This window comes from Arthrobacter sp. NicSoilB11 (assembly GCF_019977375.1).
In the GTDB taxonomy this organism is placed as follows: Bacteria; Actinomycetota; Actinomycetes; order Actinomycetales; family Micrococcaceae; genus Arthrobacter.
This window is the reverse complement of sequence record NZ_AP024657.1, coordinates 238032-260879: the sequence shown is the minus strand read 5'-3', so window position 1 is coordinate 260879 and position 22848 is coordinate 238032. Positions and strand designations below refer to the sequence as shown.

Here is a 22848-nt window from a genome sequence, read left to right as displayed (position 1 = left end):
GGTCTTGGAAGCGTGGCTTGCGGAAGCGTGGTTTTTGGGTGCGGGGCCGCGGGTCAGGCCTTGGCGGCCAGGTTCCTGCTCCGGACCCAGATGCCCAGGAGCAGCACCGCGGTGACCATCAGCGGCGCTGACCAGAGAAGGATGCCGTTCTCGCCTGTGGGGTCGTACACCTCGGGCCGGGGCCATGCCAGGTTGACCACCATGACGCCGCCGTAGAGGACGGCGAGGATGTTGACCGGAAGGCCCCAGCGGCCCAGGGAGAAGAGGCCTGCCGGCATGGTCTGCCCCACCCGGTTCCAGTCGCCGCGGAGGCGGTTGACCAGCTGCGGGACGGTGACCAGGAGGTAGGCGAGGTAGACCATCACGATGCAGACGCTGCACAGGGTGGTGAACAGGGCGGCGTTGCCGACGTTGATGGCCAGCACGGCGACTGCAAGGGCGCCGATCACGATGGAGGGCCACATGGGGGTGCCGCGGGTGGGGTGCACGGAGGAGAGCAGGGCCGACGCCGGGAGCTTGCCGTCGCGGGCCATGGAGAAGACCAGGCGGGAACCGGCGGTCTGGATCGCCAGGGTGCAGACGAAGATGGCGATGGCGACATCCACCAGCAGGACCTTGCCCCAGAAGGTGCCCAGGACCGCGGTGAGGACGTAGGGCAGGCCTTCGGTGGCGAGGCGGCCGTCGTCGAGGCTGGGCGCTGCCATGAGGGCGGTGATGATCATCAGCGCCCCGCCGATGCCGGAGATGAGGAGGGCGGAAAGGATGGTCCGGGGTGCGGTGCGGCGCGGGTCCTTGGTTTCCTCGGACAGTTCACCGGCGGAGTTGAAGCCCACCATGACGTAGGCGGCCATCAGCCCCGAGACCAGGAAGGCTCCCACGGCGCCCAGGTCCGATCCCTGCAGCACGGTGGTGTCCGCAACCACGTCGGGTCCGCGCTGGGCGGCACTGACGAGGGCCAGGATGACGGCAGCGACGCCCACGATCTCGCAGGTGACACCCACGGAGTTGACGTGGGCCATCAGCTTCACGCCCAGGGAGTTGATGATGGTGGTGGCGACCAGGAGGACGGCGCCGAGGACCACGGCGTTGGAAGCGCCGGTCACCGTGTTGAGCGCGGAGTCGCCGCCCACCACCTGGAAACCGTCCCAGAGCTGGGGCAGGACCACCTGCAGGGCGATTGCGGCAGCAGCTGCGGTGACCACCTGTGCGATCGCCATGAACCAGCCGGCGAACCAGCCTACGCCTTCCCCGCCCACGCGCCGCGCCCACTGGTAGACGGCACCGGACAAGGGGTAGCGGGCCGCAAGTTCGGCGAAGTTCAGGGCCACGAGCAGCTGGCCCACCAGCACTACGGGCCAGGTCCAGAAGAAGGCCGGCCCGGCGAAGGAGTAGCCGAACGCGAAGAGCTGGAAGATGGTGGTGAGGATGGAAACGAACGAGAAGCCTGCGGCAAACGAAGCGTAGCGGCCGAGCTTCCGGTGGAGGGTGGGCTGGTAGCCAAGGGACGTCAGGTCTGCGTCGTCCTGGTGGACGGTAGGGAGAACGGTTGATGTCATCGGGAATCTCCGGGGCTGGAAAGGGATCTTGGGGGCGAAGCCTCCCGGCACTGCAGCGCTCGGCCGAAGGCTGCGGATTACCGGTCACTTGATAGTTTTCCAGCGGGATGTCCCCAAACAGTTTCGCCTCTGTAAAAGGCGGATAGACATCCTGTTTCCGGCAGATTTCCGTCCCCTCACAACGTCCGGGCGTCATTTCCGCCGCGCCCGGCAATGCAAGAATGGGGCCGTGACTTCAGCCGGACCGGGACGCCCCCGCCACCAGCAGCCCTCGCGGCCAGGTGCCACCGCCCGCGATGAAATCCTGGACGCCGCGGCGGAGCTTTTCACCACCCACGGCTTTGCCAGCACCTCCACCCGGTCCATCGCGGACGCGGTGGGCATCCGGCAGTCGTCCCTGTACCACCACTTCAAGACCAAGGACGACATCCTCGAGGACCTCCTCGAGGGGACGGTGTCCGGTGGGCTGACGTTCGCACGCTCGGTGGCCGCGCTTCCTGCCGACGCACCTGGAACCGAAAGTCCGGCTGGAAGCCGGCTGCACGCCGTCGCGCTTTATGACGGCACCCAACTGTGCAGCGCCCGGTGGAACCTTGGCGTGCTGTACCACCTGCCCGAGGTCCGGAGCACCCGCTTTGCCCGGTTCCTCAACAACCGCCAGGAACTCAGGCGGCTCTACGGGGAACTGGGCGCCGGGTTGTCAGCCTCCCCGCACGGACCGGACGGCGGCGACTTCACCTTCCGCCTGGTCGAATCCCTGATCTACCTCCGCGCGGACGGTGCGGCCAACGCCGAATCGGCGCTGCAGGCCGCCGACGCCGGGCTGATCCTGTGCGGGCTCGGGGACCGGCTGCCGGCCATCCGTGCCGCGAGCCAGGCCATCATCGACCGCCTTGCCTGACCTCCGGGCCGCCGGTAGCCGGGATGCCCCGCCCGGCTTGCTCGGCTAGGCTCGGAACATGACGCGAGAGAACATCAGGACCCCCGACGGCGGCACTGTGGAGCTCTTCTCCACCGGCGCTGAGCTTGCTTCTGCCGGTTCGGGCGTGGTGGTTGTGCCGCCTTCCATGGTGACCGCCGCGGATTACACCAAGTTCGCCCAGAAACTGAGCGCCTCCCTGGGCCGCCCCGTACACACCTTCAACCGGCGCGGCCGCGGATCCTCGTCACCGCAGCCCGAGGACTACACGCTGGACGTGGACATCCGGGACCTGGACACGGTGATGAAGCACACCTCCAGCACGGACGTCTTTGGGCACAGTTTCGGCGGCGCCGTCGCACTGCACGCGGCCCGGACCCTTCCGGTGGAACGGCTGGCCGTCTACGACCCCGCGGTCTCGGTGAACGGCAGCGTCACGGCCGACTGGATCGTGGAGTACGAGCGTGCCATCGCCGCAGGAGACCATGACCGCGCCCTCGCCGTGATCCAGCGCGGGCTGGAAGCCGGCGGCTCCTTCTCATCGCGCATGCCGCTGTCCATGCTGACCCTGGCCAACAAACTGACCGCCGGCACCACCGAGGGCAAGCAGCAGCGCGAGCTGATGCGCACCGGAGTCCGCGAGATCAAAGCCATCATTGCCGCCGACATGCCGGCCGAACCGTTCCAGGCGCTCCCCCTGGAGACGCTGATCGTGGTGGGCGAAAAGAGCCCCGCCTACTTCGGCATCGCCTGCGGCCAGATCCACGACGTGCTTTCCGGCTCCAGCTACACCATCCTGCCCGGGCTGGGCCACGACGGCGCCATCAAGGCCCCGGACAGGCTGATCAAGGAACTGAGCGACTTCTTCGCCGGCTAGCGCGGCCTGGGCTAATGTCCTGCGCCGTGGCCCGCGCCGGCGCCTTCGGTCTTGCGCATCATCGCTGAAAGCACGACGGCGGCAAGGGCTATGACGGTTGCCGTCAGGAAGGCGGCGCTCATCCCGGCGACGAGTCCCGACGTCGCGCTCACAACCGCGAAGATTGACACCAGCAGCGCCGTTCCAGCGGCACCGGCCACCTGCTGGGTGGTGCTCATGATAGCGGAGCCGTGCGAGTAAAGGTGCGGCGGGAGCGGGTTGAGCCCGGTGGTGAAGGCGGGGGTAAACAGCAGCGCGAGGCCGAAACTCAGCCCAACGTGCAAGGTGACGATCCACCACACCGCTGTTCCGGCGTCGAGCATTGAAAACTGCCAGAGGGTCACCACCATCAGGACGGACCCGGTAATGGTGAGCGGCAGCGGACCCACCTTGTCGAACGCCCGGCCGATGACCGGGCCCAGCAGGCCCATGGCCAGGCCGCCGGGGAGCAATGCCAGGCCGGTTTCCAGCGACCCCAGGCCCCGGACCTGCTGGAGGTAGAGCGGCAGCAGGATGACGCCGCCGAACAGGGCCATCATGGCCACCACCATCAGCAGGACGGAGACGGTGAACATCCGGAACTTGAAGGCGCGCAGGTCCAGCAGCGGCGCGGCTGCTTTCTGTAGGCGCACCTGGCGGAGGACGAAAACCGTCAGGGCGGCCACGCCGATGACCAGGGCTGCGATGGCGCCGGCACTGGGGCCGGCCTGGCCGCCATGGCCGCCGCCGATCTGGCTGAGCCCGTAGACCAGGCCGCCAAAGGCCGGGACGGTGAGGATGACGGACAGCACATCCAGCCTGGCCTTTTCAGGCTTCCCCACGTTGGTGAGGTATTTGGCGCCGATGGCCAGCGCCGCCAGGGCAACCGGCAGCACGAAGACGAACATGAAGCGCCAGGTGAAATGCTCCAGGATCAGGCCGGACACTGTGGGACCCATTGCGGGTGCCACAGAGATGGCAATGCTCACGTTGCCCATGACGGCGCCGCGCTTGGCCAACGGGACCAGGGTGAGGATGGTGGTCATCAGCAGCGGCAGCATGATGGCGGTGCCGCCGGCCTGGACAATGCGCGCCAGGAGCAGGACCTCGAACCCGGGAGCCACCGCCGCAAGCGCCGTTCCACCCGCGAACAGGCCCATGGCCAGCATGAAGACGGCGCGCGTGGACAGGCTCTGGAGGATGAAGCCGGTAGTGGGGATCACCACCGCCATGGTTAGCATGAACCCCGTGGATAGCCACTGGACCGTGGGAGCGTCCACGCGAAGGTCCACCATGAGCCGCTGCAGGGCGACGTTCATGATGGTCTCGTTGAGGATCACCACGAATGTCGCCACCAGCAGCGTGCTGATGATGGTTACCGATTCACGGGACATCTTCTCCGGCGCTGCGGACTGGGTTCCTTCGCGGGTTTCAGCGCGTATTCCTTCGCCCTGAACGGGCTTGCCGCTGGCGTTCGGAGAGACTTCGGTAGACATGGGTGTTCCCTCAGGGGTTTTTGGAAGTGATGCACGGCCGGCGCCGCTGCAGATGCAAACACTCTACCCGCTGGAGTAATTCCTCCATACGGGTTTTTCAACCCTGAGGGAACATTGGGGGTCAGGCGGTTTGGCCCGCGTGCTGGCCTTCGGAGATCTCTTCCACCAGCTTGTTGTTGAAGGCCGGGAGGTCGTCCGGGTTCCGGCTTGTCACCAGGCCCTGGTCCACCACCACTTCCTGGTCCGTCCAGTTGGCGCCGGCGTTCTTCAGGTCGGTTTCAAGCGTGAAGTAGGACGTGACGTTCCGGCCCCTGATGACTCCCGCCTCGATCAGCAGCCAGGGTCCGTGGCAGATGGATGCCACGGGCTTGTGCTGTTCAAAGAAGCTGCGCGTGAAGCTCTGGGCATCCTTGTCCACCCGCAGGTGGTCCGCGTTGACGACGCCCCCGGGAAGCACCAGGGCGTCAAAGTCCGTGGCATTCGCCTCTGCCACGGTGAGGTCGACGTCGAAGGTGTCGCCCTTCTCGGTGCCGTTGTAGCCCTGCAGCTTGCCGCTCTTGGGTGCCACCAGGGTGGGCTCGCCGCCGGCATCCTTCACTGCCTGCCAGGGGCTGGTGAGCTCCACCTGCTCCACGCCGTCAGTGAGCAGGAATGCCACCTTCTTGCCTGCGATGCTGTGCTCTGACATTGATCCTCCTCATGCTTGCGGTTGCACGCTTTTGGCGCACAGGTCCCGCTTCGAGAGTTGTTTGCCTGACGCTTTCCAGCCTAGGAAAGTTGAAAGTCATAAGCAAGCTGACTATTTACTTTCCGAGGTACGTGCTTTGTTCGGTACGGCGGCTGCGGGCCGGCAAGGACGACGGCGGCACGGGGCTGCACGCTGGCGGGTTGTCTGCGGGCCTTTCGGGTTCCTTCTGCGCACGGCAAAGGGAGCTGCGAGTCCTGCGGATTGTGCCTCGGCGCCCTTTTCGCTGCGGATATCTTTTGGCGCTGCGCATCTTCCTTTTCGCGCGGCATATTTGGGGTGCGAAAAGGAATGTGCGGTCGATAAGGCGTACGACGGCGGCACGGGGCTGGCACGCTCGCGGCACCTTGGCTGCGGCTGACGTTGGGGTACGGGCAGGAGCCTGGGGGCAGGGCTGGTCGGCAGGTCTGATTGTCAGTGCCTCGCTGGATGATGTGGGTATGGGAATCGGCACGGATGTTGGGGTGGTTTTGGAGGGTGTTTCTGCCTCTGTTGCTGCCCTCGATGCGCTGGACCGTGAGGATCATTTCCTTGCCGCCGGGACCGGTGTTGGCGCTGACGTGGATGTGCTGCAGCGGCGGTATGAGCTCCGGCTGGAACGGCTGGAGGCAGTCTCCCGGGTCGAGGCTCAGCTCGCGGCGGTGAAGGCCCGTGACGCGGCAGAAGCGGTCGAGATCCAGCAGGCACTCCTTGCCCCCGGACGTCCCGGTGGATGAGCGCATGTTTTCGGAGATGTCCGCGGTGGAGGAGATCGCCGGAGTCCTGAGCATCAGTTCCGCGGCCGCGGGTGCTTTGGTGGAACAATCCCGCCGGGTGTGTTCCCTGCCGCCGCTCCTGGGCGCCCTGTCAGCCGGTGACCTGTCGTGGCAGCATGCCAGGATTGTCGCCGACGAAACCGAAGGTCTCACCCCCGACGGGGCTTCTGCCTTGGTGGCGCACTTCTTCGACCCCGACGCCCCCAACCCCGCCCGCGGCGCCGCGCCCGGTGAACTCGTCCCCGCCCGGTTCCGCGCCAAGGTCCGCGCCTGGCGGGAACGCCACCACCCCGAAACCCTCGAAAAACGCCACGCCAAAGGCGTCGCGGACCGGCGGATGGAATACACCCCGGACCGCAACGGCATGGCCTGGCTCTCGCTCTACCTCCCCGGCGACACCGCCTGCGCCATCTGGAACCGCACCACCGCCACCGCCCGCGGCCTCCAAGGCCCTAACGAGCACCGCACCCTCACCCAACTCCGCCCCGACATCGCAGCATCATTCCTCCTCGGCGCAGGAATCACCACGGCCGCGGGTGAGGCTGCTCCGGGTGGGGCTGCACGGGCTACAGGTGATACGGCGGCCGCAGGCAGCGTTTCCGGCACAGGGAGCACTGGTGGTGTTGGAAAGGTTCCCGCCCCACGGGCCGATGTCCTGGTCACCGTCCCGGTGTTCTCGCTGCTCGGCCTCACCGATGAGCCGGCCGTGCTGGACGGCCTTTGCCCGATCCCGGCGTCGATGGCGCGGAGGCTTGTCGCGGACGGGGCGGAGTCGTTCTACCGCGTCCTGGTCGACCCCCGCGACGGGGCACCCCTGGAGATCGGACGCACCCGCTACCGGCTACCCGAAACCATCAAACAATGGATCCGCATGCGGGACCGGAAATGCACCTTCCCCGGCTGCAGCAACCACACCCCCGACAACCACACCGACCACCTCACCGCCTGGGAACACGGCGGCAGAACAGCCGTCCGGAACCTGGCGCAGCTTTGCCCCAAACATCACCGTTTGAAGCACGCCCGCACCTGGACCCCCGACCCCGCCACCAACAACGGACCACCCGGCTGGACCTCACCCACCGGCCGCCACTACAACCCCGAACACCACGACCCCCAACCAACCCACCGGCCACAATGGCCCATGCCCGCTGCTGCAAACCAGGGTGGAGATCCCGGCCCGGAGCACCCACAGTGGGAACCAGACGACGACACCTTCATAGACCTCAACGACCTGTCACCGGAAGACCCCCTCTGGGCAGACTTCTACACCACGCCATTCGCGCCCTTTCCGGACCGCGTTGGCGCCGGGCAGTATTAACTGTGGCGCCGGAGCAATGCATCGCGTCGTACCTTATGCCTCGCCTCGGACGCCTATCTGGCATCGGGCGCTATGCCCGGTGGTGCTCGATGAGCCAGCGCGCCATCTGTTGGGCGCGCTGGGCGGCCTGGAGGTCACCCTCGGTGGCTGAAGTTATGGAGCCCTTCATCAGGATGTGCCAGGAACGCGAAAATTCCTCCGGTCGGGCCAAACCGGCTTCCTCCGCCAGCCCCCGGACGTGCCCGCGGACCTTCGCCAGGTAGTCGATGCTCGCCTGGCCCAGGGGGTGGGAGGGCCCCATCTCCAGCAGGACATTGATAAAGGCACTGCCTTCGAAATCGTCCTGCTGGAACCAGTCGCCCAGGACGTCGAAGATCGCCAATAGTTGCTCAACGGGAGTGCTTCCCTTGCCGCGGGCCTTGGAAATGATGCTGTCCTCCGTCCACTGCTTATCCCGCCGTTCCAGGAAGGCCAGGACCAGCGAATCCTTGGATGGGAAATGCCGGTAGAAAGTCGCCTTCGCTACACCCGAACGCTCGATGAGCTCGTTGACGCCCACAGCCCGGATCCCCCGGCGCGAGAAGAGCTCGTACGCCACGGACAGGATCCGTTCCTCCGGGCTCGACTGGCCGCTCGGCGAAGCCGGCGCCGCTGGGAGTGGCACTGGCGATTCCGGCCCTGACGATGCTGGGGACGATGAATTTTCGGGCTCCGGATTCGTCACGTCCATGGGGTAATTCTGTCATGAGACAGACTTGTCTTCCCCGTTGTAATGTTTGTCCTACGTGCAGTGCATTCGAACGTCGCGGTGGTTCCCCGGCCACTGCAGCTTGATGCAAGGAGGCCACTATGACCGTAGAGCGGTCGGTCCAAGGCGTGCCATCGGCTCCCGAGCCGTGGATCCCCAGTGATACTCCTGTGGAGATCCGCCAGTTCGCCATCGAATCCCTGCGCTGGCAGGCGCAGGAGATTATCGACGAACAGCTTTCCAGCACGGATCCGGCCGAAGAACTCTCCAGGGCACGGCTTCGACAGTTCGTTGCACGCAACCCCGGCCGTCCGGAAAAAGCACTCCTGGAACAGCTGATGGCCAGCGAGGACGGGCTTGCCCCTTAACCCGCCATCCTCGTTCCCGGCGCTTCAGCCCGGCTGGAGGCCAGTGAAACAAGAAGTCAGGAACTGAGCGGCATATTGTCGATCAGCCGCACCGGGCCAACCTTGGCGGCGATGAGCGCCAGGGCCTCACCCCGGAAGGGAGTCTCGCGGCAGTTCTCGGCCAACGGTTCAAGGGTTCCCGGATCCACTACCTCGAAGTAGTCCAGTTCCACCAGTGGCTGGGACCTCACAAGCGCCAGCGCGGAGTCCAGGTCCAGCGGCTCATGCGCGTTTGCCCGCTCCTCCAGCAGCCGCAGGGCCCTGGACAGAACAAGCGCGGCATCCCGCTCGGCGTCGGACAGGAAGCGGTTGCGGCTGGACAACGCCAAGCCGTCCTCCGCCCTGACCGTGGGCACGCCGACGATCTCGACCGGAAAGTTCAGGTCGGCAGCCATCCGCCGGACCAGGGCCAGCTGTTGTGCGTCCTTCTGCCCAAAGTAGGCCCGGTACGCCGGCAGGCCGCCTGCTTGTGAAGCCCCGTCAGTGGAACCGGAAGGAAGGCCCGCTGCCGGCATTCCGTAGTGCAGCAGTTTTGCCACAACGGTCAGGGCGCCGTCGAAGTGTCCGGGCCGGGAAGCGCCCTCCCACTTCTCCCCCAGGCGGCCGGAGGTAATCCGGACCAACGGCTCCCCACCGGGGTAAACCTCCTCCACGGACGGCGCGAACACCAGGTCAACACCCTGTTCCTCCAGCAGCGCAAGGTCGGCGTCCAGCGTCCTGGGATAGCGGTCCAGGTCCACAGCGTCGCCGAACTGCAGGGGGTTGACGAAGATGCTGGCCACCACAACGTCATTGTGCTCGACGGCGGTGCGCGCCAGAGCGGCATGGCCTTCGTGGAGTGCGCCCATGGTGGGCACCAGGCCCTGCGAGGTCCCGCGCCTGGCGCCAAGGAGCCTGGCGCTTTCCGCGTGCAGTTCGTGAACGGTTTTGACGAGTTGAATGGACATTCAGTCCTCCTTTGGATCGAGGGCCTCGTGCAGCCCCTTCAGTTGGTCAGGTTTCAGCAGTCCACGTCCTTCTGCCCTGAGGGCAGTGGCCCGCGCCATCGCAAGGTAGGCCTCAAGCACATCACCGTGCCCGCCGCCATCGAACTCCCGCAAAGCCTCCGCATGGGCACGGACCGTCCCCACGTCCCCGCGGGCCACCGGGCCGGTCAGCGCAGACTCCCCTGAGGCCAGCGCGTTTTCCAGCGTGGCCCTCAGCAGCGGACCAAGCATGCGTTCGGGCGCCTCCACGCCAACCTCCCGCAGGAGCTGCGACGCCTGCGCCACCAGGGTCACCAAATGGTTGGAGCCGTGCGCCAGGGCAGCGTGGTAAAGCGTCCGGTCCGCCTCGGCGATTGCAACCGGTTCCGCCCCCATCTCCACTACCAGCGCCTGGGCGATGGGCAGCATGGCGGCATCGGCCGTCACCCCGAAGGTGCAGTCCAGCAGCCGGGTGAGGTCCAGGCTCATTCCGGTGAAAGTCATGGCCGGGTGCAGCGCCAATGGAATGGCACCGGCGGCGCGGACGGGATGCAGCACGCCGACGCCGAACCGACCGGAAGTGTGTGCCACAAGCTGGCCGGGCTGCCATGCCCCAAGCTTCGCCAGGCCCTCCACCAGGCCCGGGAGGGCGTCATCCGGCACTGCCAGCAACACCAGTTCCGCGCGCTCAACGATGTCCTGCACTTCCAGGATGGGCACGCCGGGCAGCAGCGCTTCAGCCCGTTCCCGGCTTGCGTCGGACACCGCCGACACCCCGACGACGGCGTGCTCGGCTGCGCGCAAAGCCGCGCCAAGCACGGCTCCCACCTTGCCGGCACCGATGATTCCGACGCCGAGGCGTCCGGGCTTAGCCATGCTGCTGGCCTTCCTGTTGGTGGTGGGTGCGGGTTTCGCCGGCCGCCGCCTGGGACATCGGCGCGGCAGGGGTCGGCCCGGCAGGCAATTGCACGCCCAATTGCATGCCACCCGGCAGCGTGGGCGCAACTGCCGGAACAACCTGCAGCAACCATTGTTCGGTGGTTTGCCGCTTCCGGGCCAGCCGTGCGCGTGCTGACTGGTCGTCGAAGAGTTGCCTGGCTTCGTCCAGCCCGGCCTGCCTCAGGCGCGGCACAACCGGCCCGGCGGTTGTATGCAGGACCAGGTCCGCCACCCGGAACCGGCGTGCCAGGGGCCCCTGGTGCAGGGCCAGCGACTGGGTCCGCTGATGGGGAACCAGCACCAGCTCACGCCACCACCGCCCGGAACGGATCAGGAGGGCCGTGTCCGTTGACGTGAACCCGTTCCGGCGCCACGCGAGGGGCGCCAGCAGCCGGGCCCGGCGCGGCGTGGTGACGAATCCGCCGTCGGAATCCCTGCCTGCAAGCCCGGTGGTGAACACCAGCTCCGGCCGGTCCGTCCCGGGGTCCGGCAGGACCAGCGACAGCATTGCCATGACGTCGGCAAGCTTGCCGACGGGCAGGAGGATGGTCCTGGTGTTGCCCTCGACGGCGTTGCCGGAAACCCCGTAGCCGGCCGCATTCACCTGCATCCGATACCAGCCGAACGGCCGCCACAGCGGAGGCTGGGCGATTTTCACCGCCTGGATCCGGCCGGGCGGAAGCGTCTGCGCCTGGGTGTCCAGCAGCCCGTACCGCAGCCGGATGCCGTCGGGCGAAACCGCTGCGGTGAAGTTGAATCCCTTGTTGAAATAGTTCCAGTAGCCGGCGGCAAGGCCCAGGGCCGCGGGCACCAGGTAGAAGTAGAACGCGCGGTTGTCCGTCAGTGCCGACAGAACCACCGACGCAATGCCGCCCACCACAATGAAGACGCTTTGCTCGCTGAGGATCAGCGATCCGAGAAGGCGCGACGGCGGCACGGCGAGGACAGTGATTTCCGGCGCCTCGGGTGCGGGTTGGGGAAAGCGTCCCGGCCCCGCAGAATCCCCGGAAAAACCATCCGGGGCGGAACCAGCGCCGGCACCGGTATGGGAACCGGCGCTGGAGACTGCTCCGGAAGCCTGCGCCAGGATGGTGGCACGAAGCTGGCGGGCGTCATCGATCTTCAGGTAGGCCAGGCGCACCGCTGATTCGCCGGCGTCGGCCACCTCGAATTTGAGTTCGGCCAGTCCGAAGATCCGGGCCAGCAGGGGCTGCACGATGTCAATGGCCTGCACCCGGTCCAGCCGTGCCTGCCGGTGCTGGCGGAAGATGAGCCCGCTGTTGACCCGGACGTAGCCGCCGGATACCTGGTACTTGGTGAAGTACCAGGTGAGCACGAATCCCAGCACCGCCACGGCCAGCACCACGGCCCCGCCGCCCAGCAGCCATGGTGCGCGCCTGGCGAACCCCTCCTCGAACACGGGCTGGCCCTGCAGTGTCCGCTCGAAGAGGTCCCGGCCGAAGAAGAACGTGATGGCTGCCAGGGCAACCCAGCCGCGGACGAACGGCGAGGCGGGATGTACGCGCAGCCATTCGCCGTCGGGCGTTCCGTTGGTTTGCGGCCCGGCCGCTGCAGGCGGAACCGCTGCCTGCCCGGGCAGCTGGCCGTCAGTGGTCACAGCCCTGCCAGCCTGGCTTCGCCGCGGGCGGCCAGCTGTTCCCGGAGCCGTGCGCCCTCCGCTGCCGGCAGGCCGGGGATGCGTGCGTTCGTTCCGGGTGACGCGGTGTGCAGCTTCACGGTGCACAGGCCCAGCGCGCGTTCCACGGGTCCGACGCCGATGTCCACGTACTGCATGCGGCCGTAGGGGACGGCCATGGTGCGCTGGAAGAAGATCCCGCCCCGGATCAGCAGGTCCTCGTCGCGCTCGGCGTAGCCGATGGCCCTGACCTGCCGCGGAATGAGCACCAGCCGCCACAGGGCAGCCAGGAGCGTGGCAGACGGAACAGTGATGGCGAGCCACAGCGGCGGCCACCGCCACCAGCCCAGGAGGACAAACAGCAGCGGAGCGGCCAGGACCACTACGGTGACAAGGTTGGCCACAGCCCATTCCACCAGGCGGACTGTGATGTATTTCGGTGAAACCCGCTGCCAGGCGATACCCGGCGGGTCAATCGCCTCGGTATGCATATTCGCCTTCCCCGGCGGCTTCCCCGCGGGCAGGGCGGCCCTTCTTCCCGTCGAGGCTGTTGGCGTCGCCGTCCTCCGGGGGGATCTTGCAGAAGCGCTCCACGAGGAGCCCCACCACGATCATCACCAGGCCGCCGCCGGCCATGGCCAGGGCCAGCCAGGTGATGCCCTGGTCGCTGCGCAGGCTCCAGATCCGCAGCTGGTCCAGGAAGATGCCCACGTGCCAGCCCAGGAGCACCGTTCCAGCGTAGGCGCACGCCTGTGCCAGAATCAGCGTCCGCGCGGCCAGAAGGGGGTCCAGCTGAGTCTTCGTGGCCGTGCTGTTGGGCTTGAGGCTGTTGCGCCACCGCAGCACCCGGATACCCAGAATCAGCGTGATGGCAACGATGACGCCCATGGTGGCCAGCGCTGTGGCGGGCAGGACAGGCGTGGCCATGCTGTACCGGCTGGTGACTACCGTGGCTGACCAGCCCGCCACGGCGAGGATCACGCAGATCAGCAGGAGGCGCAGCGGGTTGATCGGCTTCATCGCTCCTCCACCGCTCCCGCCGTGGGCATGCCGTCAAAGTCGCCGAACCCGTCGAACGGCGACAGGTCCTTGAAATCCTCTGCCCGGGCTGCCAGGGCGCTGATCCGTTCGCCGTCCAGCGTAGCGGCTGGTTCGATAAGCGACCAGGGGTAGAGGACGAAAGCCCGCGACGCGGCACGCGGGTGCGGCAGGGTCAGCGCGGGATCATCGCTGCGGTGGTCGCCGTAGGTGATGATGTCGACGTCGAGCGTCCGCGGCCCCCAGTGGACCTCGCGGACGCGGTGGTGCTTGTTCTCCACCGCCTGGCAGTGTTCCAGCAGTTCCTGGGGGCTCAGGCTGGTTTCCACCGTGATGACCATGTTCAGGAAGTCCGGCTGCCCGGCCGGGCCCCCCACGGCTTTGGTCTGGACTATGGGTGAAACGGCAAGGAGCCGGACCTCCGGCGGATCCACCAGGTCCCCCACAGCCTCGGTCAAGGTCTCGTTCCGTTCACCAAGGTTGCTGCCCAGGGCCAGCACGGCCTTGGTATAGGTCCCGTTCACGTCTGCACCCCGGAGCCGTCCTGGCCAGCGGGGACCAGTGCCCGGTGGACGGTGACAGCCACGTCCCCGAAAGGAACCGCGATGGGAGCCTGTGGCTTGTGCACGGTGATGTCCACGGCCTGGAGCTTGAATTCGGACAGGAGGCTGTCGGCGATCCGCACCGCGAGTGCCTCGATGAGGTTGAGGGGCTCACCGGAGATCCAGTCGGTGATACGCTGCGCCACCTCGCCGTAGTGCGCGGTGTCCCGGACATCGTCGGACTTTGCCGCTTCGGTGAAGTCCAGGTGGAGAACTGCGTCCACCACGAAAGGCTGGCCCTCCCGGCGTTCGAAATCAAAGACGCCGTGATGGCCGACGGCGGTCACTCCGGTCAGCGTAATCCTGTCCATGGGTCCCCCGGCCCTATTGGTTTTTGGGTACGGCTTGTGCCGTGGATGCTGCGGCCATGCGTGCAGCCACCTTGACGGCGTCAAGGCTGGACCCCACCTCGTGCACGCGGACGGCCCAGGCCCCGCGGTAGGCGCTGATGGCTGTGATCGCCGCTGTGGCCCCGTCCCGTTCCTCCGGGGCGGCGGACTTGCCGGCCACCGTGAGCAGGGTGCCGAGGAAGCGCTTGCGGGAAGCGCCCACCAGGACCTTGTGGCCCAGGCTGTCCAGCTGGTCCAGGTTCTGCAGCAGTTCCCAGTTCTGGGCGTCATTCTTGGCGAACCCCAGGCCGGGGTCGATGATGATCTGTTCCTGGCTGACACCGGCGGCGTAGAGCTTGTCGCGGACTCCTGCCAGCTCGGCCACCACTTCACCGGCAACGTCCGTGTACTCGGCGAGGGAGTTCATGGTACGGGCGTCCCCACGGCGGTGGGTGAGGACGTACGGCACCTTGGAGGCCGCCACGAACTCGGCCATTTCGGGCTCGATGCTCAGGCCGGAGATGTCGTTGATGATGGCTGCGCCGGCTTTTACCGCCGCTGCCGCCGTCGAGGCATGCGTTGTGTCGATGCTGACCAGTGCGCCGGCCTTCACCAGGGCCTCGATCACCGGCAGGACGCGGCGCTGCTCTTCTTCCGGGCTGACATCGTCAGCGCCGGGCCGGGTGGATTCGCCGCCGACGTCGATGATGTCCGCACCCGCGTAAAACATCCGCAGGCCGGCGGCGATGGCGGTGTCCGCCGTGGCGTGCTTCCCGCCGTCGCTGAAGGAATCGGGGGTGACGTTGAGGATTCCCATGACCAGGGTGCGGTCGGTGGGCAGGCCTTCGAAGCGCGCGGCCGGGCGGGGCTTGCGCAGGATGGGCAGCGGGGAGGTTGCGGGCCCCGTTCCAGGGGCTGCAGCGAGTGAATCCATGGTCTGTAGTTACCTTCCGAGGATGAGGCTCATGGCTTCGGCACGGGTGGCCGGGTCATGAAGCTGCCCGCGGACCGCACTGGTGACGGTCTTCGCTCCGGGCTTGCGGATACCGCGCATCGACATGCACATGTGTTCGCATTCAACGACCACGATGGCGCCACGGGGCTTGAGGTAGCGGACCATCGCTTCGACGATTTCAGTGGTGAGGCGCTCCTGCACCTGCGGGCGGCGGGCGTAGATGTCCACCAGGCGGGCCAGCTTGCTCAGCCCGGTGACCTTGCCGTCGTGGGACGGAATGTACCCCACGTGGGCCACCCCGTGGAACGGCACCAGGTGGTGCTCGCAGGTGGAGTAGAACGGGATGTCCTTGACCAGGACCAGTTCCTCATGGTCCAGGTCGAAGGTGGTGGACAGCACGTCAGCAGGATCGTGGTGCAGTCCAGCGAAGACCTCGGCGTACGCCTTCGCAACCCGCTTCGGGGTGTCGCGCAGGCCGCCGCGGTCCGGGTCCTCGCCAATGGCAAGGAGGATCTCGCGGACGGCCGCCTCGATCCTCGGCCGGTCCACCTTTTCGCGCTTCGAATGGTGGGATCCGTCCTCCGCCAGGTGTACGGCGGAGGCGGGAACGTCGTCGTCGTCGAAAGAAGTCACAGGGAAAGCTTAGCCGCGAAGGGTGTCAGGCCCCGAGTCGGAGGTGCCTCCGTGAAACGGAGCGTCCTCCGGAACGCCCTGCGAGTGCGGCGGCTGGGCGTCCAAAGGCTCGTCCAGCCGGGCCTTCTTTGCCTCTTCCTGCGCCTCGCGTTCCGCCCTTTCCTGGCGGGACTCCACGGGGCCTGCCATCTGGACAGGACGGGTTTCCTTGGACAGCCACACTTCGCGGAAGTCGCGCTTGCGCACGTCGCGGAAGATGTCGGCAATCTCGGACTGGTTGAGGGTTTCGCGCTCCAGCAGCTCAAGGGCCAGGATGTCCAGGATGTCGCGGTTCTCGGTAAGGATCTCGTAAGCCTCGTCGTGGGCCTGCTCGATCAGCCGGCGCACTTCCTCGTCCACCACGTAGGCGATCTGGTCCGAGTAGTTGCGCTCGTGGCCGGCGTCGCGGCCCAGGAAGGGTTCGCCGCCGCCCTGCCCCAGTCGGACCGCGCCGACGCGTTCGCTCATGCCGTACTCGGTGACCATCTTGCGGGCGGTGCCGGTGGCCTTCTCGATGTCGTTGGAGGCGCCGGTGGAGGGGTCGTGGAACACGATCTCCTCGGCAACGCGCCCGCCCATGGCGTAGGCCATCTGGTCGAGGAGTTCGTTGCGGGTGATGGAGTATTTGTCGTTTTCGGGGACCACCATGGTGTAGCCCAGGGCCCGGCCGCGCGGAAGGATGGTGATCTTGGTGACCGGAGCCGAGTTCCGCAGGGCTGCCGCCACCAGGGCGTGGCCGCCTTCGTGGTAGGCGGTGATCTTGCGCTCGTGTTCCTTCATGACGCGGCTGCGCTTCTGCGGGCCGGCCATGACTCGGTCAATGGCCTCGTCCAGGGCGCGGTCGTCAATCAGGTTGGCGTTGGAGCGCGCGGTGAGCAGTGCGGCCTCGTTGAGGACGTTGGCGAGGTCTGCGCCGGTGTAGCCGGGCGTCTTCTTCGCCACACCCTTCAGGTCGACGCCGGGCGCCATCGGTTTGCCCTTGGCGTGCACCTGCAGGATCTGGTCGCGGCCAATGAGGTCCGGCGCCTCCACCGAAACCTGGCGGTCGAAACGGCCGGGGCGCAGCAGTGCCGGGTCCAGGACGTCGGGCCGGTTGGTGGCGGCGATGAGGATCACGTTGGTTTTGACGTCGAAGCCGTCCATCTCCACCAGCAACTGGTTGAGGGTCTGCTCGCGTTCGTCGTTGCCGCCGCCGATGCCTGCACCGCGGTGGCGGCCAACGGCGTCGATCTCGTCCACGAAGATGATGGCGGGCGAGTTGGCCTTGGCCTGTTCAAAGAGGTCGCGGACGCGGGATGCGCCGACGCCGACGAACATTTCCACGAAGTCCGAGCCCGAGATGGAGAAGAAGGGGACGCCGGCCTCACCGGCCACTGCGCGGGCCAGCAGCGTCTTGCCGGTGCCGGGCGGGCCGTACAGCAGCACGCCCTTGGGGATCTTGGCGCCAACGGCCTGGAACTTGGCAGGCTCCTGCAGGAATTCCTTGATCTCCTGCAGTTCCTCGACGGCCTCGTCCGCGCCTGCGACGTCGGCGAAGGTCACCTGCGGCATGTCCTTGCTGACCATCTTGGCCTTGGACTTGCCGAACTGCATGATCTTGGAGCCGCCGCCCTGCATCCGGGTCATCAGGAACCAGAAGAGGGCACCCAGCAGGATGACGGGGATCAGGAGGGAGAGCAGGCCGGAGAACCAGTTGCTTTCAATCGGCTGGTCGGTGAAGCCCTGGGCCGGCTTGGCGTCGGTGACAGCCTTCACCACGTCCTGTGCGCGGGCGTCAACGAAGAAGAACTGGACGCTCTTGCCTTTGTCCTGCCCGTCCACCTGCAGGTTGTCCTTCAGCGTGAGGTCAACGCGGTTCTCGCCGTCGAAGATCTTGGCCTGCTCCACCTTGTTGCCGGAGAGCAGTTCCAGGCCCTTGTCCGTATCGATGCGGGCGGCACCGCCGGGGGCGAGCGTTGCAAAGGCCACCAGGAGCAGACCGACCACAACGACGATCCAGATGCCCGGGCCTTTGAAGAAGTTCTTAGCTTTCATCTGTTCGGGGGCTGGCCCCGTCCCTTCCGGTAGTGCTTCACGGCGAGTAGTCTGCGCGCGTGATGGTGCTGCGTCAGCTTCTAGCTATACACCGTCCGGAGTACATCACGCATAGCGAAAAGCAAAAGTTCCCTGTGGGCGTAGCAGTGCCGGGACAGCCCAGGAGTTGCCCACATGGCGCGGTTTTACCGGAGTACGGCGGCGGAGTGTGCGGCGCCGCTTACTCGTAGACGTGCGGGGCCAGGGTGCCCACGAAGTCAAGGTTGCGGTACTTTTCGGCGTAGTCCAGGCCGTAACCCACCACGAACTCGTTGGGGATGTCATAACCGACGTACTTGACGTCGATTTCCACCTTGGCGGCTGTGGGTTTGCGGAACGCCGTGCAGATCTCCACGGACGCGGTGCCGCGGGACTCCAGATTGGTCTTGAGCCAGGACAGGGTGAGGCCGGAGTCGATGATGTCCTCGACGATCAGCACGTCCTTGCCCATCAGGTCGGTGTCCAGATCCTTCAGGATGCGTACCACGCCCGAGGACTGGGTGCCCGAACCGTAGGAGGACACTGCCATCCAGTCCATGGAGATGTGGCTGTGGAGTGCGCGGGCAAGGTCAGCCATGACCATGACGGCGCCCTTGAGCACGCCCACCAGGAGGATCTCGCGCCCTTCGTAGTCCTTGTCGATCTGCGCAGCGAGCTCCGTGATCCGCTGCTGGATCTGCTCCTTGGTGTAGAGAACGTGCTTGAGATCTGCCTGGACGTCGTTTGAATCCACCAATGGCTCCTGTTTAGATGCGGGGTGCGACTATTTTGCGGGCGGTTTTTGGGACCGGAATACTAGCTTCCCACAGCGCGCCCGTTCGCGGGGAACAGAACCGGGGCCGCCCTGGGCACCCGGCACGCCGGCGTCCTTTGATCCCTCCAGCTGTGCCAGCGACAGCCGGTACACGCTGACGCCGCCGGGAAGCTCCACCGGACCCGCCGAACCCTGGCGCCGCAGCAGCGCTTCCGCCGCCAAAAGGCGCTGGTAGCTGGGCTGCTGGCCGCCGACGTCGGCCGCTGCCTTGGCGATCACACGGAACCTGATGGCCGGGGCCAGGGCACGCAACGCCTCCTCGGGCAGCGCCAGTGTGCCGCCGTCCCGCTCCACCAGGGAGGCGAAGGTGCTTTCCGCCACAGCCTCCAGGTAGTCGGCGTCAAGCTGCAGGATGGCGGCGGTCCGGGCCAGGGATTCGGCAACCCCGGGGCCCAGGTTCTCCTCGAGGTGCGGAAGGACCTCCACGCGGGTCCGGGAGCGTGCAAACGCGGGATCGGCGTTGGTGGGATCGTGCCAGGGATCCAGGTCCTCCACCGCGCAGATCTCCTCGGTGTCCGCCCTGCGCAGGCCGAGGAACGGGCGCAGCAGGACACTGTTTCCGACGCCTGCCCGGGACGGCCGCATGCCCGCGAGCGAGCGGGAGCCGGAGCCCCGGGCCAGGCCCAGCAGTACCTGCTCCGCCTGGTCGTCGAGCGTGTGGCCCAGCAGGATGGCGCCGGCGCCCTGTCCCGCCGCGGCGGCTTCGAGCGCGGCGTGCCGGGCTTCGCGTGCGGCGGCCTCTGGGCCCATACCGGCACCAGCCACCGTGACCGTGCGGATCTCAACCGGTGAAAGGCCCAGCTCCTCCAGGGTCTTGGCGGTGCGCGCGGCAATGTCGCCGGACCCCTCCTGCAGCTGGTGGTCCACCACCACGGCTCCCACGGTCAGCGGGCGTCCGTCCACATGCCCGCGCCGGGCAAAGTACGCAGCGACGGCGGCCAGCGCCAGGGAATCGGGGCCTCCGCTGCACGCCACGACGACGTGGCCGGGATATCCGGCATCGGCGAGCGCGTTTTGCAGCATCCTGCGCGCAGTCCCGACGACGGGCGCGAGCCTTCCGGGCCGGCGCCGTCCGCTGCGTGGCCCGGCGGTGCCGGCAGGCCACTCAGTCCCGGGTACAGGTGTGTCCGTCAATCAGTGACCCATCCGCTCAAGCCACAGCTTGGCGTCGTGGATTTCGGGCTCGGTAGGCAGGTGGTCCACGGACTCCCAGACTTTGTTGAAGCCGTCCATTCCGGCCACGTCCACCACGGCCCGGACGAAGCGGGCGCCGTCGGAGTACTGGCGCATCTTGGCGTCCAGGCCCAGGAGGCTGCGGATGAACTTCTCGATCACGCCCCGGTCCTTGCCGCGGTCGTTGAACCGCTGCCGGATGGTCTTCACGGACGGGACGATGCTGGCGTCGACGGCGTCCATCACCACGTTGGCGTGCCCTTCGAGGAGGCTCATGACGGCGGTGAGGTGCGAGATGGCGGCCTTTTCCTCCGGATCCTGCAGCAGGTCCAGGATGGCGCCGCGGCCGGGAGTGTTTCCGGTGGCGGAGCGGTCCTTCAGGGAGCGGGCAGCAGCGGTGGCGCGCTCCATCAGGGTGTCGACGTTGCCCAGCAGGTGGCCGCTGAGTTCGTCGATTTGTTCCAGCATGTGGTGCCGCAGCCAGGGGGCGGCCGCGAACTGGACACGGTGGGTTTGCTCGTGCAGGCAGACCCAGAGCCGGAAGTCCTCGGGCGTGACGTTGAGTTCCCGTTCCACCGACACGATGTTGGGGGCCACCAGCAGGAGCCGGCCGGCCGCGGGAGCCGTGGAGTTTTCTGCCAGCGCCGCGAAGGGATCGTACTGGCCCAGGACCTTGCTGGACAGGAAGGCAAGCACGGCGCCCAACTGGCTGCCGGTGATGGCGCCGCTGACCTGGGCGGCAGCGGGGCTGAGGCTTCCGCGGCGGCTGTCCAGCATCTTCTGCATTGCGGGTTTGAGCATCACCGCGAAACTCTGCGTGTTGGCTTTGGCCCAGGACGCGCGGTCCACCACCAGCACCGAGGAATCGCGAAGGTCGCGCGCCGCCTCCAGGCCGGTGATGTCGTGCACGTGCGGAACGGAAGCGTCCGCCAGCCGTCGAAGGCTGTCCACCGCTTCCCCGATGGCCTTTTCATCGAGCTCCGGCCCGGCGGGAGCCAGCCGCGCTGCGGCAGACGCAGCGAGGTCCCAGTTGATCAGGGACTGGGCTGTTGGGGACAACGTCGATGCGGATTCGCGCGCAGTGGACTCCATGGTTCCCATCAGAACACAGCAGGCTGGGGATCGTCCTTAAGTTCGCTGACCGGCGAACTTGCACAGCCCCGGCACAGGAGGCCAGAAGCGCCGTCCCAGTCCAGGCCGGCACGTTGGAAGTGCCGGAAGAATCCCCCTCATGGAGTACCAATGGCAGCCGTGCTAGCGGCAGCCGCAGCCCGCCAGCGCCGTGGCGGCCCGGTCCAGGGCTTCCTTGTTGCCGGCCGCGCCCGGGGTCAGGCCGTTGCCGATGAAGGAGAAGACCAGGAGCCGCCCGTCGGAGTCCACCACATATCCGCTCAGCGCCAGAACGGTGTTCAGTGTCCCGGTCTTGGCGCGAACCAGGCCGGCACCGCCGGACGTGGTGGCATCCCCGTAGCGGGTGTCCAGGGTTCCTGACAGGCCACCAACCGGAAAGCCGTCCAGGGCGGCCCGCAGCCTGGTGTCGGCGCCGGTGGTGATGGCCCGCACCACGTCAGTGAACTGGCGGGCCGCAACCTGGTTGCCCATGGCCAGCCCGCACACATCCACCAGCTTCACGGCGTCAGAGGGGATGCCCGCTGCCGCGAGTTCGGCCGCGACCACGGCCGTGGCACCGTCATTGCTTCCGGGCCGGCCGGTGGCCACCGCGGCCATCCGGCCCATGGTTTCGGCAAGGTAGTTGTCAGATACCTGCAGCATCAGGTTCACCTGCTCAGCCACGGTGGCCGATTGGACGGCAGCCAGGGCTGGGGCGGCGGCTTGGGACGCGCCGGGTGAGCGTTCGACGCCGGCCGCCACGGTGAGGCCGGCCCCGGCACCTGCCGCACGGAGCCGGGCCGCGAACTCCTCCGCGGCGGTTATGGCGGAATCCTGGGGCCGGGGGCCGGTGGTGACGGCGGGGTCGAAGCGTGCAGAGCTGAGGGCCAGGGGGTACAGCGGCGCTATTTCGCCCGCTTCCACGTCGCCGCTCTGCCAGGCCGGATTCAACGCCGCGCCGGTGAAGAGGGAGTCATCCACCACTACCTTGATGTCTCCCGTGGTTCCGGCGGCCTGCAGGGCCTGCACTGTAAGGGCGGCAAGGGTGGCAAGGCCGGCGTGGCCCATAACCTGGTCCGGCTTCGACTCCCCGGCGGCCAGGAGGACGTCGCCGCCGCCCACCAGCACCACCTCCCCGGCGGCGGAGCCCGGCACCACCTTGGTGGCGAAGCGGTGGTCCGGCCCCAGGGTGCGCAGTGCGGCCACGGCCGTCAGCAGTTTAAGGTTCGACGCCGGCACCCGGCTTTCCGCGCCGCCCCGGTCAAAGAGGACCTGGCCCGTGAGCGCGTCCTGCACCATGCCGGTGAAGGTACCGCCGCCGTCGGCCTTCAATGCCGGATCCACCTGGGCTGCCACCGCTGACGGAAGGGGCACTGGGGCGGACTGCTGAAGCGGGGCGAGCGCCTGCGGGGCGGACAGGGTGGCGGGGGCCTGCTGCCAGGCTGGAGGCGCCGGGGCGGGCTGGGGAGCCGCACCAAAGACCCCGGCGCCAGAGACCCCTGGGCCCAGGAACCCTGGTGCCACCAGCAGGGCTCCCGGGAGGGCGAGGACAAGCAGGATCAAGGCCGCCAGGGCCAGGGGCCAGGGCTTGCGCGGCCCTTTCGCGGGGGTCCGGCCAAGGCTGCCGGCGCGCGCGGACCGGTGCGCGCGCCACGGTTCCTGGCCGGTTGTTTTGGTCATGCTGGTGCTGGTCCTCAAGTCCT

The 22848-nt window shown here is 67.3% G+C and carries 23 protein-coding genes; 5 read left to right on the top strand and 18 right to left on the bottom strand.

Translation table 11 applies throughout. The features are described 5' to 3' along the window. Positions 1–53: 53 nt before the first annotated feature. Positions 54–1556: an amino acid permease gene (locus LDO14_RS01270; RefSeq protein ID WP_056388394.1), complete on the bottom strand. Its 1503-nt coding sequence runs from the start codon at positions 1554–1556 to the stop codon at positions 54–56. Positions 1557–1785: 229 nt separating this feature from the next. On the opposite strand from LDO14_RS01270, the gene LDO14_RS01265 reads away from it, so the two are divergent. Further along, a complete protein-coding gene (locus tag LDO14_RS01265) occupies positions 1786–2457 on the top strand; it encodes a helix-turn-helix domain-containing protein (RefSeq protein ID WP_056388396.1) in 672 nt (223 codons plus the stop codon). 58 nt (positions 2458–2515) lie between these two features. Further along, on the top strand, positions 2516–3352 hold the full coding sequence (locus LDO14_RS01260) for an alpha/beta hydrolase (protein ID WP_018770971.1): 837 nt from the start codon (positions 2516–2518) through the stop codon (positions 3350–3352). 11 nt (positions 3353–3363) lie between these two features. Here the strand turns inward: LDO14_RS01260 and LDO14_RS01255 are convergent, their stop codons facing one another. Next, the gene (locus LDO14_RS01255; RefSeq protein ID WP_056388398.1) at positions 3364–4866 is read right to left on the bottom strand and encodes an MDR family MFS transporter; all 1503 of its coding nucleotides are present in this window, start codon (positions 4864–4866) and stop codon (positions 3364–3366) included. Positions 4867–4987: 121 nt separating this feature from the next. Further along, positions 4988–5554 carry a type 1 glutamine amidotransferase domain-containing protein gene (locus tag LDO14_RS01250; RefSeq protein WP_134165307.1) on the bottom strand — a complete coding sequence of 189 codons (567 nt, stop codon included), beginning with the start codon at positions 5552–5554 and terminating at the stop codon, positions 4988–4990. Positions 5555–6051: 497 nt separating this feature from the next. Between LDO14_RS01250 and LDO14_RS21640 the strand changes: the two genes are divergently transcribed. After that, positions 6052–6327: a hypothetical protein gene (locus LDO14_RS21640; protein WP_346656245.1), complete on the top strand. Its 276-nt coding sequence runs from the start codon at positions 6052–6054 to the stop codon at positions 6325–6327. 4 nt (positions 6328–6331) lie between these two features. Next, positions 6332–7684 (top strand): DUF222 domain-containing protein, encoded by a 1353-nt coding sequence (locus tag LDO14_RS01245; RefSeq protein WP_346656244.1) that lies wholly within the window; start codon positions 6332–6334, stop codon positions 7682–7684. Between the two features lie 70 nt (positions 7685–7754). Here the strand turns inward: LDO14_RS01245 and LDO14_RS01240 are convergent, their stop codons facing one another. Then, on the bottom strand, positions 7755–8348 hold the full coding sequence (locus LDO14_RS01240) for a TetR/AcrR family transcriptional regulator (RefSeq protein WP_166673124.1): 594 nt from the start codon (positions 8346–8348) through the stop codon (positions 7755–7757). Positions 8349–8533: 185 nt separating this feature from the next. Between LDO14_RS01240 and LDO14_RS01235 the strand changes: the two genes are divergently transcribed. Next, complete coding sequence (locus tag LDO14_RS01235; protein ID WP_018770249.1) at positions 8534–8800, top strand: hypothetical protein; 267 nt, start codon at positions 8534–8536, stop codon at positions 8798–8800. A gap of 56 nt (positions 8801–8856) precedes the next feature. Here LDO14_RS01235 and LDO14_RS01230 read toward each other — a convergent pair whose 3' ends face one another. The 14 genes from LDO14_RS01230 to dacB form a co-directional block, all read right to left on the bottom strand. Then, entirely contained in the window at positions 8857–9786 is a 930-nt protein-coding gene (locus tag LDO14_RS01230; protein WP_134165309.1) for a pantoate--beta-alanine ligase, read from the bottom strand. Continuing rightward, positions 9787–10680, bottom strand: coding sequence for a DUF2520 domain-containing protein (locus LDO14_RS01225; protein ID WP_018770251.1), 894 nt, complete (start codon positions 10678–10680; stop codon positions 9787–9789). Beyond that, positions 10673–12343 (bottom strand): PH domain-containing protein, encoded by a 1671-nt coding sequence (locus LDO14_RS01220; RefSeq protein WP_223995346.1) that lies wholly within the window; start codon positions 12341–12343, stop codon positions 10673–10675. Before LDO14_RS01220 ends, LDO14_RS01225 begins: the two co-directional genes overlap by 8 nt. Positions 12344–12357: 14 nt before the next feature. After that, entirely contained in the window at positions 12358–12870 is a 513-nt protein-coding gene (locus LDO14_RS01215; protein ID WP_018770253.1) for a PH domain-containing protein, read from the bottom strand. After that, positions 12851–13399 carry a DUF3180 domain-containing protein gene (locus LDO14_RS01210; protein WP_134165310.1) on the bottom strand — a complete coding sequence of 183 codons (549 nt, stop codon included), beginning with the start codon at positions 13397–13399 and terminating at the stop codon, positions 12851–12853. The genes LDO14_RS01215 and LDO14_RS01210 overlap by 20 nt, the downstream gene beginning before the upstream one ends. Further along, a complete protein-coding gene (gene folK / locus LDO14_RS01205) occupies positions 13396–13941 on the bottom strand; it encodes a 2-amino-4-hydroxy-6-hydroxymethyldihydropteridine diphosphokinase (RefSeq protein ID WP_144600989.1) in 546 nt (181 codons plus the stop codon). The genes LDO14_RS01210 and folK overlap by 4 nt, the downstream gene beginning before the upstream one ends. Continuing rightward, on the bottom strand, positions 13938–14330 hold the full coding sequence (gene folB, locus LDO14_RS01200; protein ID WP_043425107.1) for a dihydroneopterin aldolase: 393 nt from the start codon (positions 14328–14330) through the stop codon (positions 13938–13940). The genes folK and folB overlap by 4 nt, the downstream gene beginning before the upstream one ends. Positions 14331–14343: 13 nt before the next feature. Beyond that, positions 14344–15282 carry a dihydropteroate synthase gene (folP, locus tag LDO14_RS01195; protein WP_018770257.1) on the bottom strand — a complete coding sequence of 313 codons (939 nt, stop codon included), beginning with the start codon at positions 15280–15282 and terminating at the stop codon, positions 14344–14346. Positions 15283–15291: 9 nt separating this feature from the next. Continuing rightward, the gene (folE, locus tag LDO14_RS01190; protein ID WP_018770258.1) at positions 15292–15936 is read right to left on the bottom strand and encodes a GTP cyclohydrolase I FolE; all 645 of its coding nucleotides are present in this window, start codon (positions 15934–15936) and stop codon (positions 15292–15294) included. A 9-nt stretch (positions 15937–15945) separates the two neighbouring features. Then, complete coding sequence (ftsH, locus tag LDO14_RS01185; protein WP_018770259.1) at positions 15946–18009, bottom strand: ATP-dependent zinc metalloprotease FtsH; 2064 nt, start codon at positions 18007–18009, stop codon at positions 15946–15948. Positions 18010–18229: 220 nt separating this feature from the next. After that, on the bottom strand, positions 18230–18781 hold the full coding sequence (gene hpt / locus LDO14_RS01180) for a hypoxanthine phosphoribosyltransferase (RefSeq protein WP_018770260.1): 552 nt from the start codon (positions 18779–18781) through the stop codon (positions 18230–18232). Between the two features lie 30 nt (positions 18782–18811). Beyond that, on the bottom strand, positions 18812–19885 hold the full coding sequence (tilS, locus tag LDO14_RS01175; protein WP_208324279.1) for a tRNA lysidine(34) synthetase TilS: 1074 nt from the start codon (positions 19883–19885) through the stop codon (positions 18812–18814). A gap of 111 nt (positions 19886–19996) precedes the next feature. Then, positions 19997–21127 carry a zinc-dependent metalloprotease gene (locus LDO14_RS01170; RefSeq protein ID WP_026265930.1) on the bottom strand — a complete coding sequence of 377 codons (1131 nt, stop codon included), beginning with the start codon at positions 21125–21127 and terminating at the stop codon, positions 19997–19999. A gap of 162 nt (positions 21128–21289) precedes the next feature. Continuing rightward, positions 21290–22825: a D-alanyl-D-alanine carboxypeptidase/D-alanyl-D-alanine-endopeptidase gene (dacB, locus tag LDO14_RS01165; RefSeq protein ID WP_223993396.1), complete on the bottom strand. Its 1536-nt coding sequence runs from the start codon at positions 22823–22825 to the stop codon at positions 21290–21292. Positions 22826–22848 lie beyond the last annotated feature (23 nt).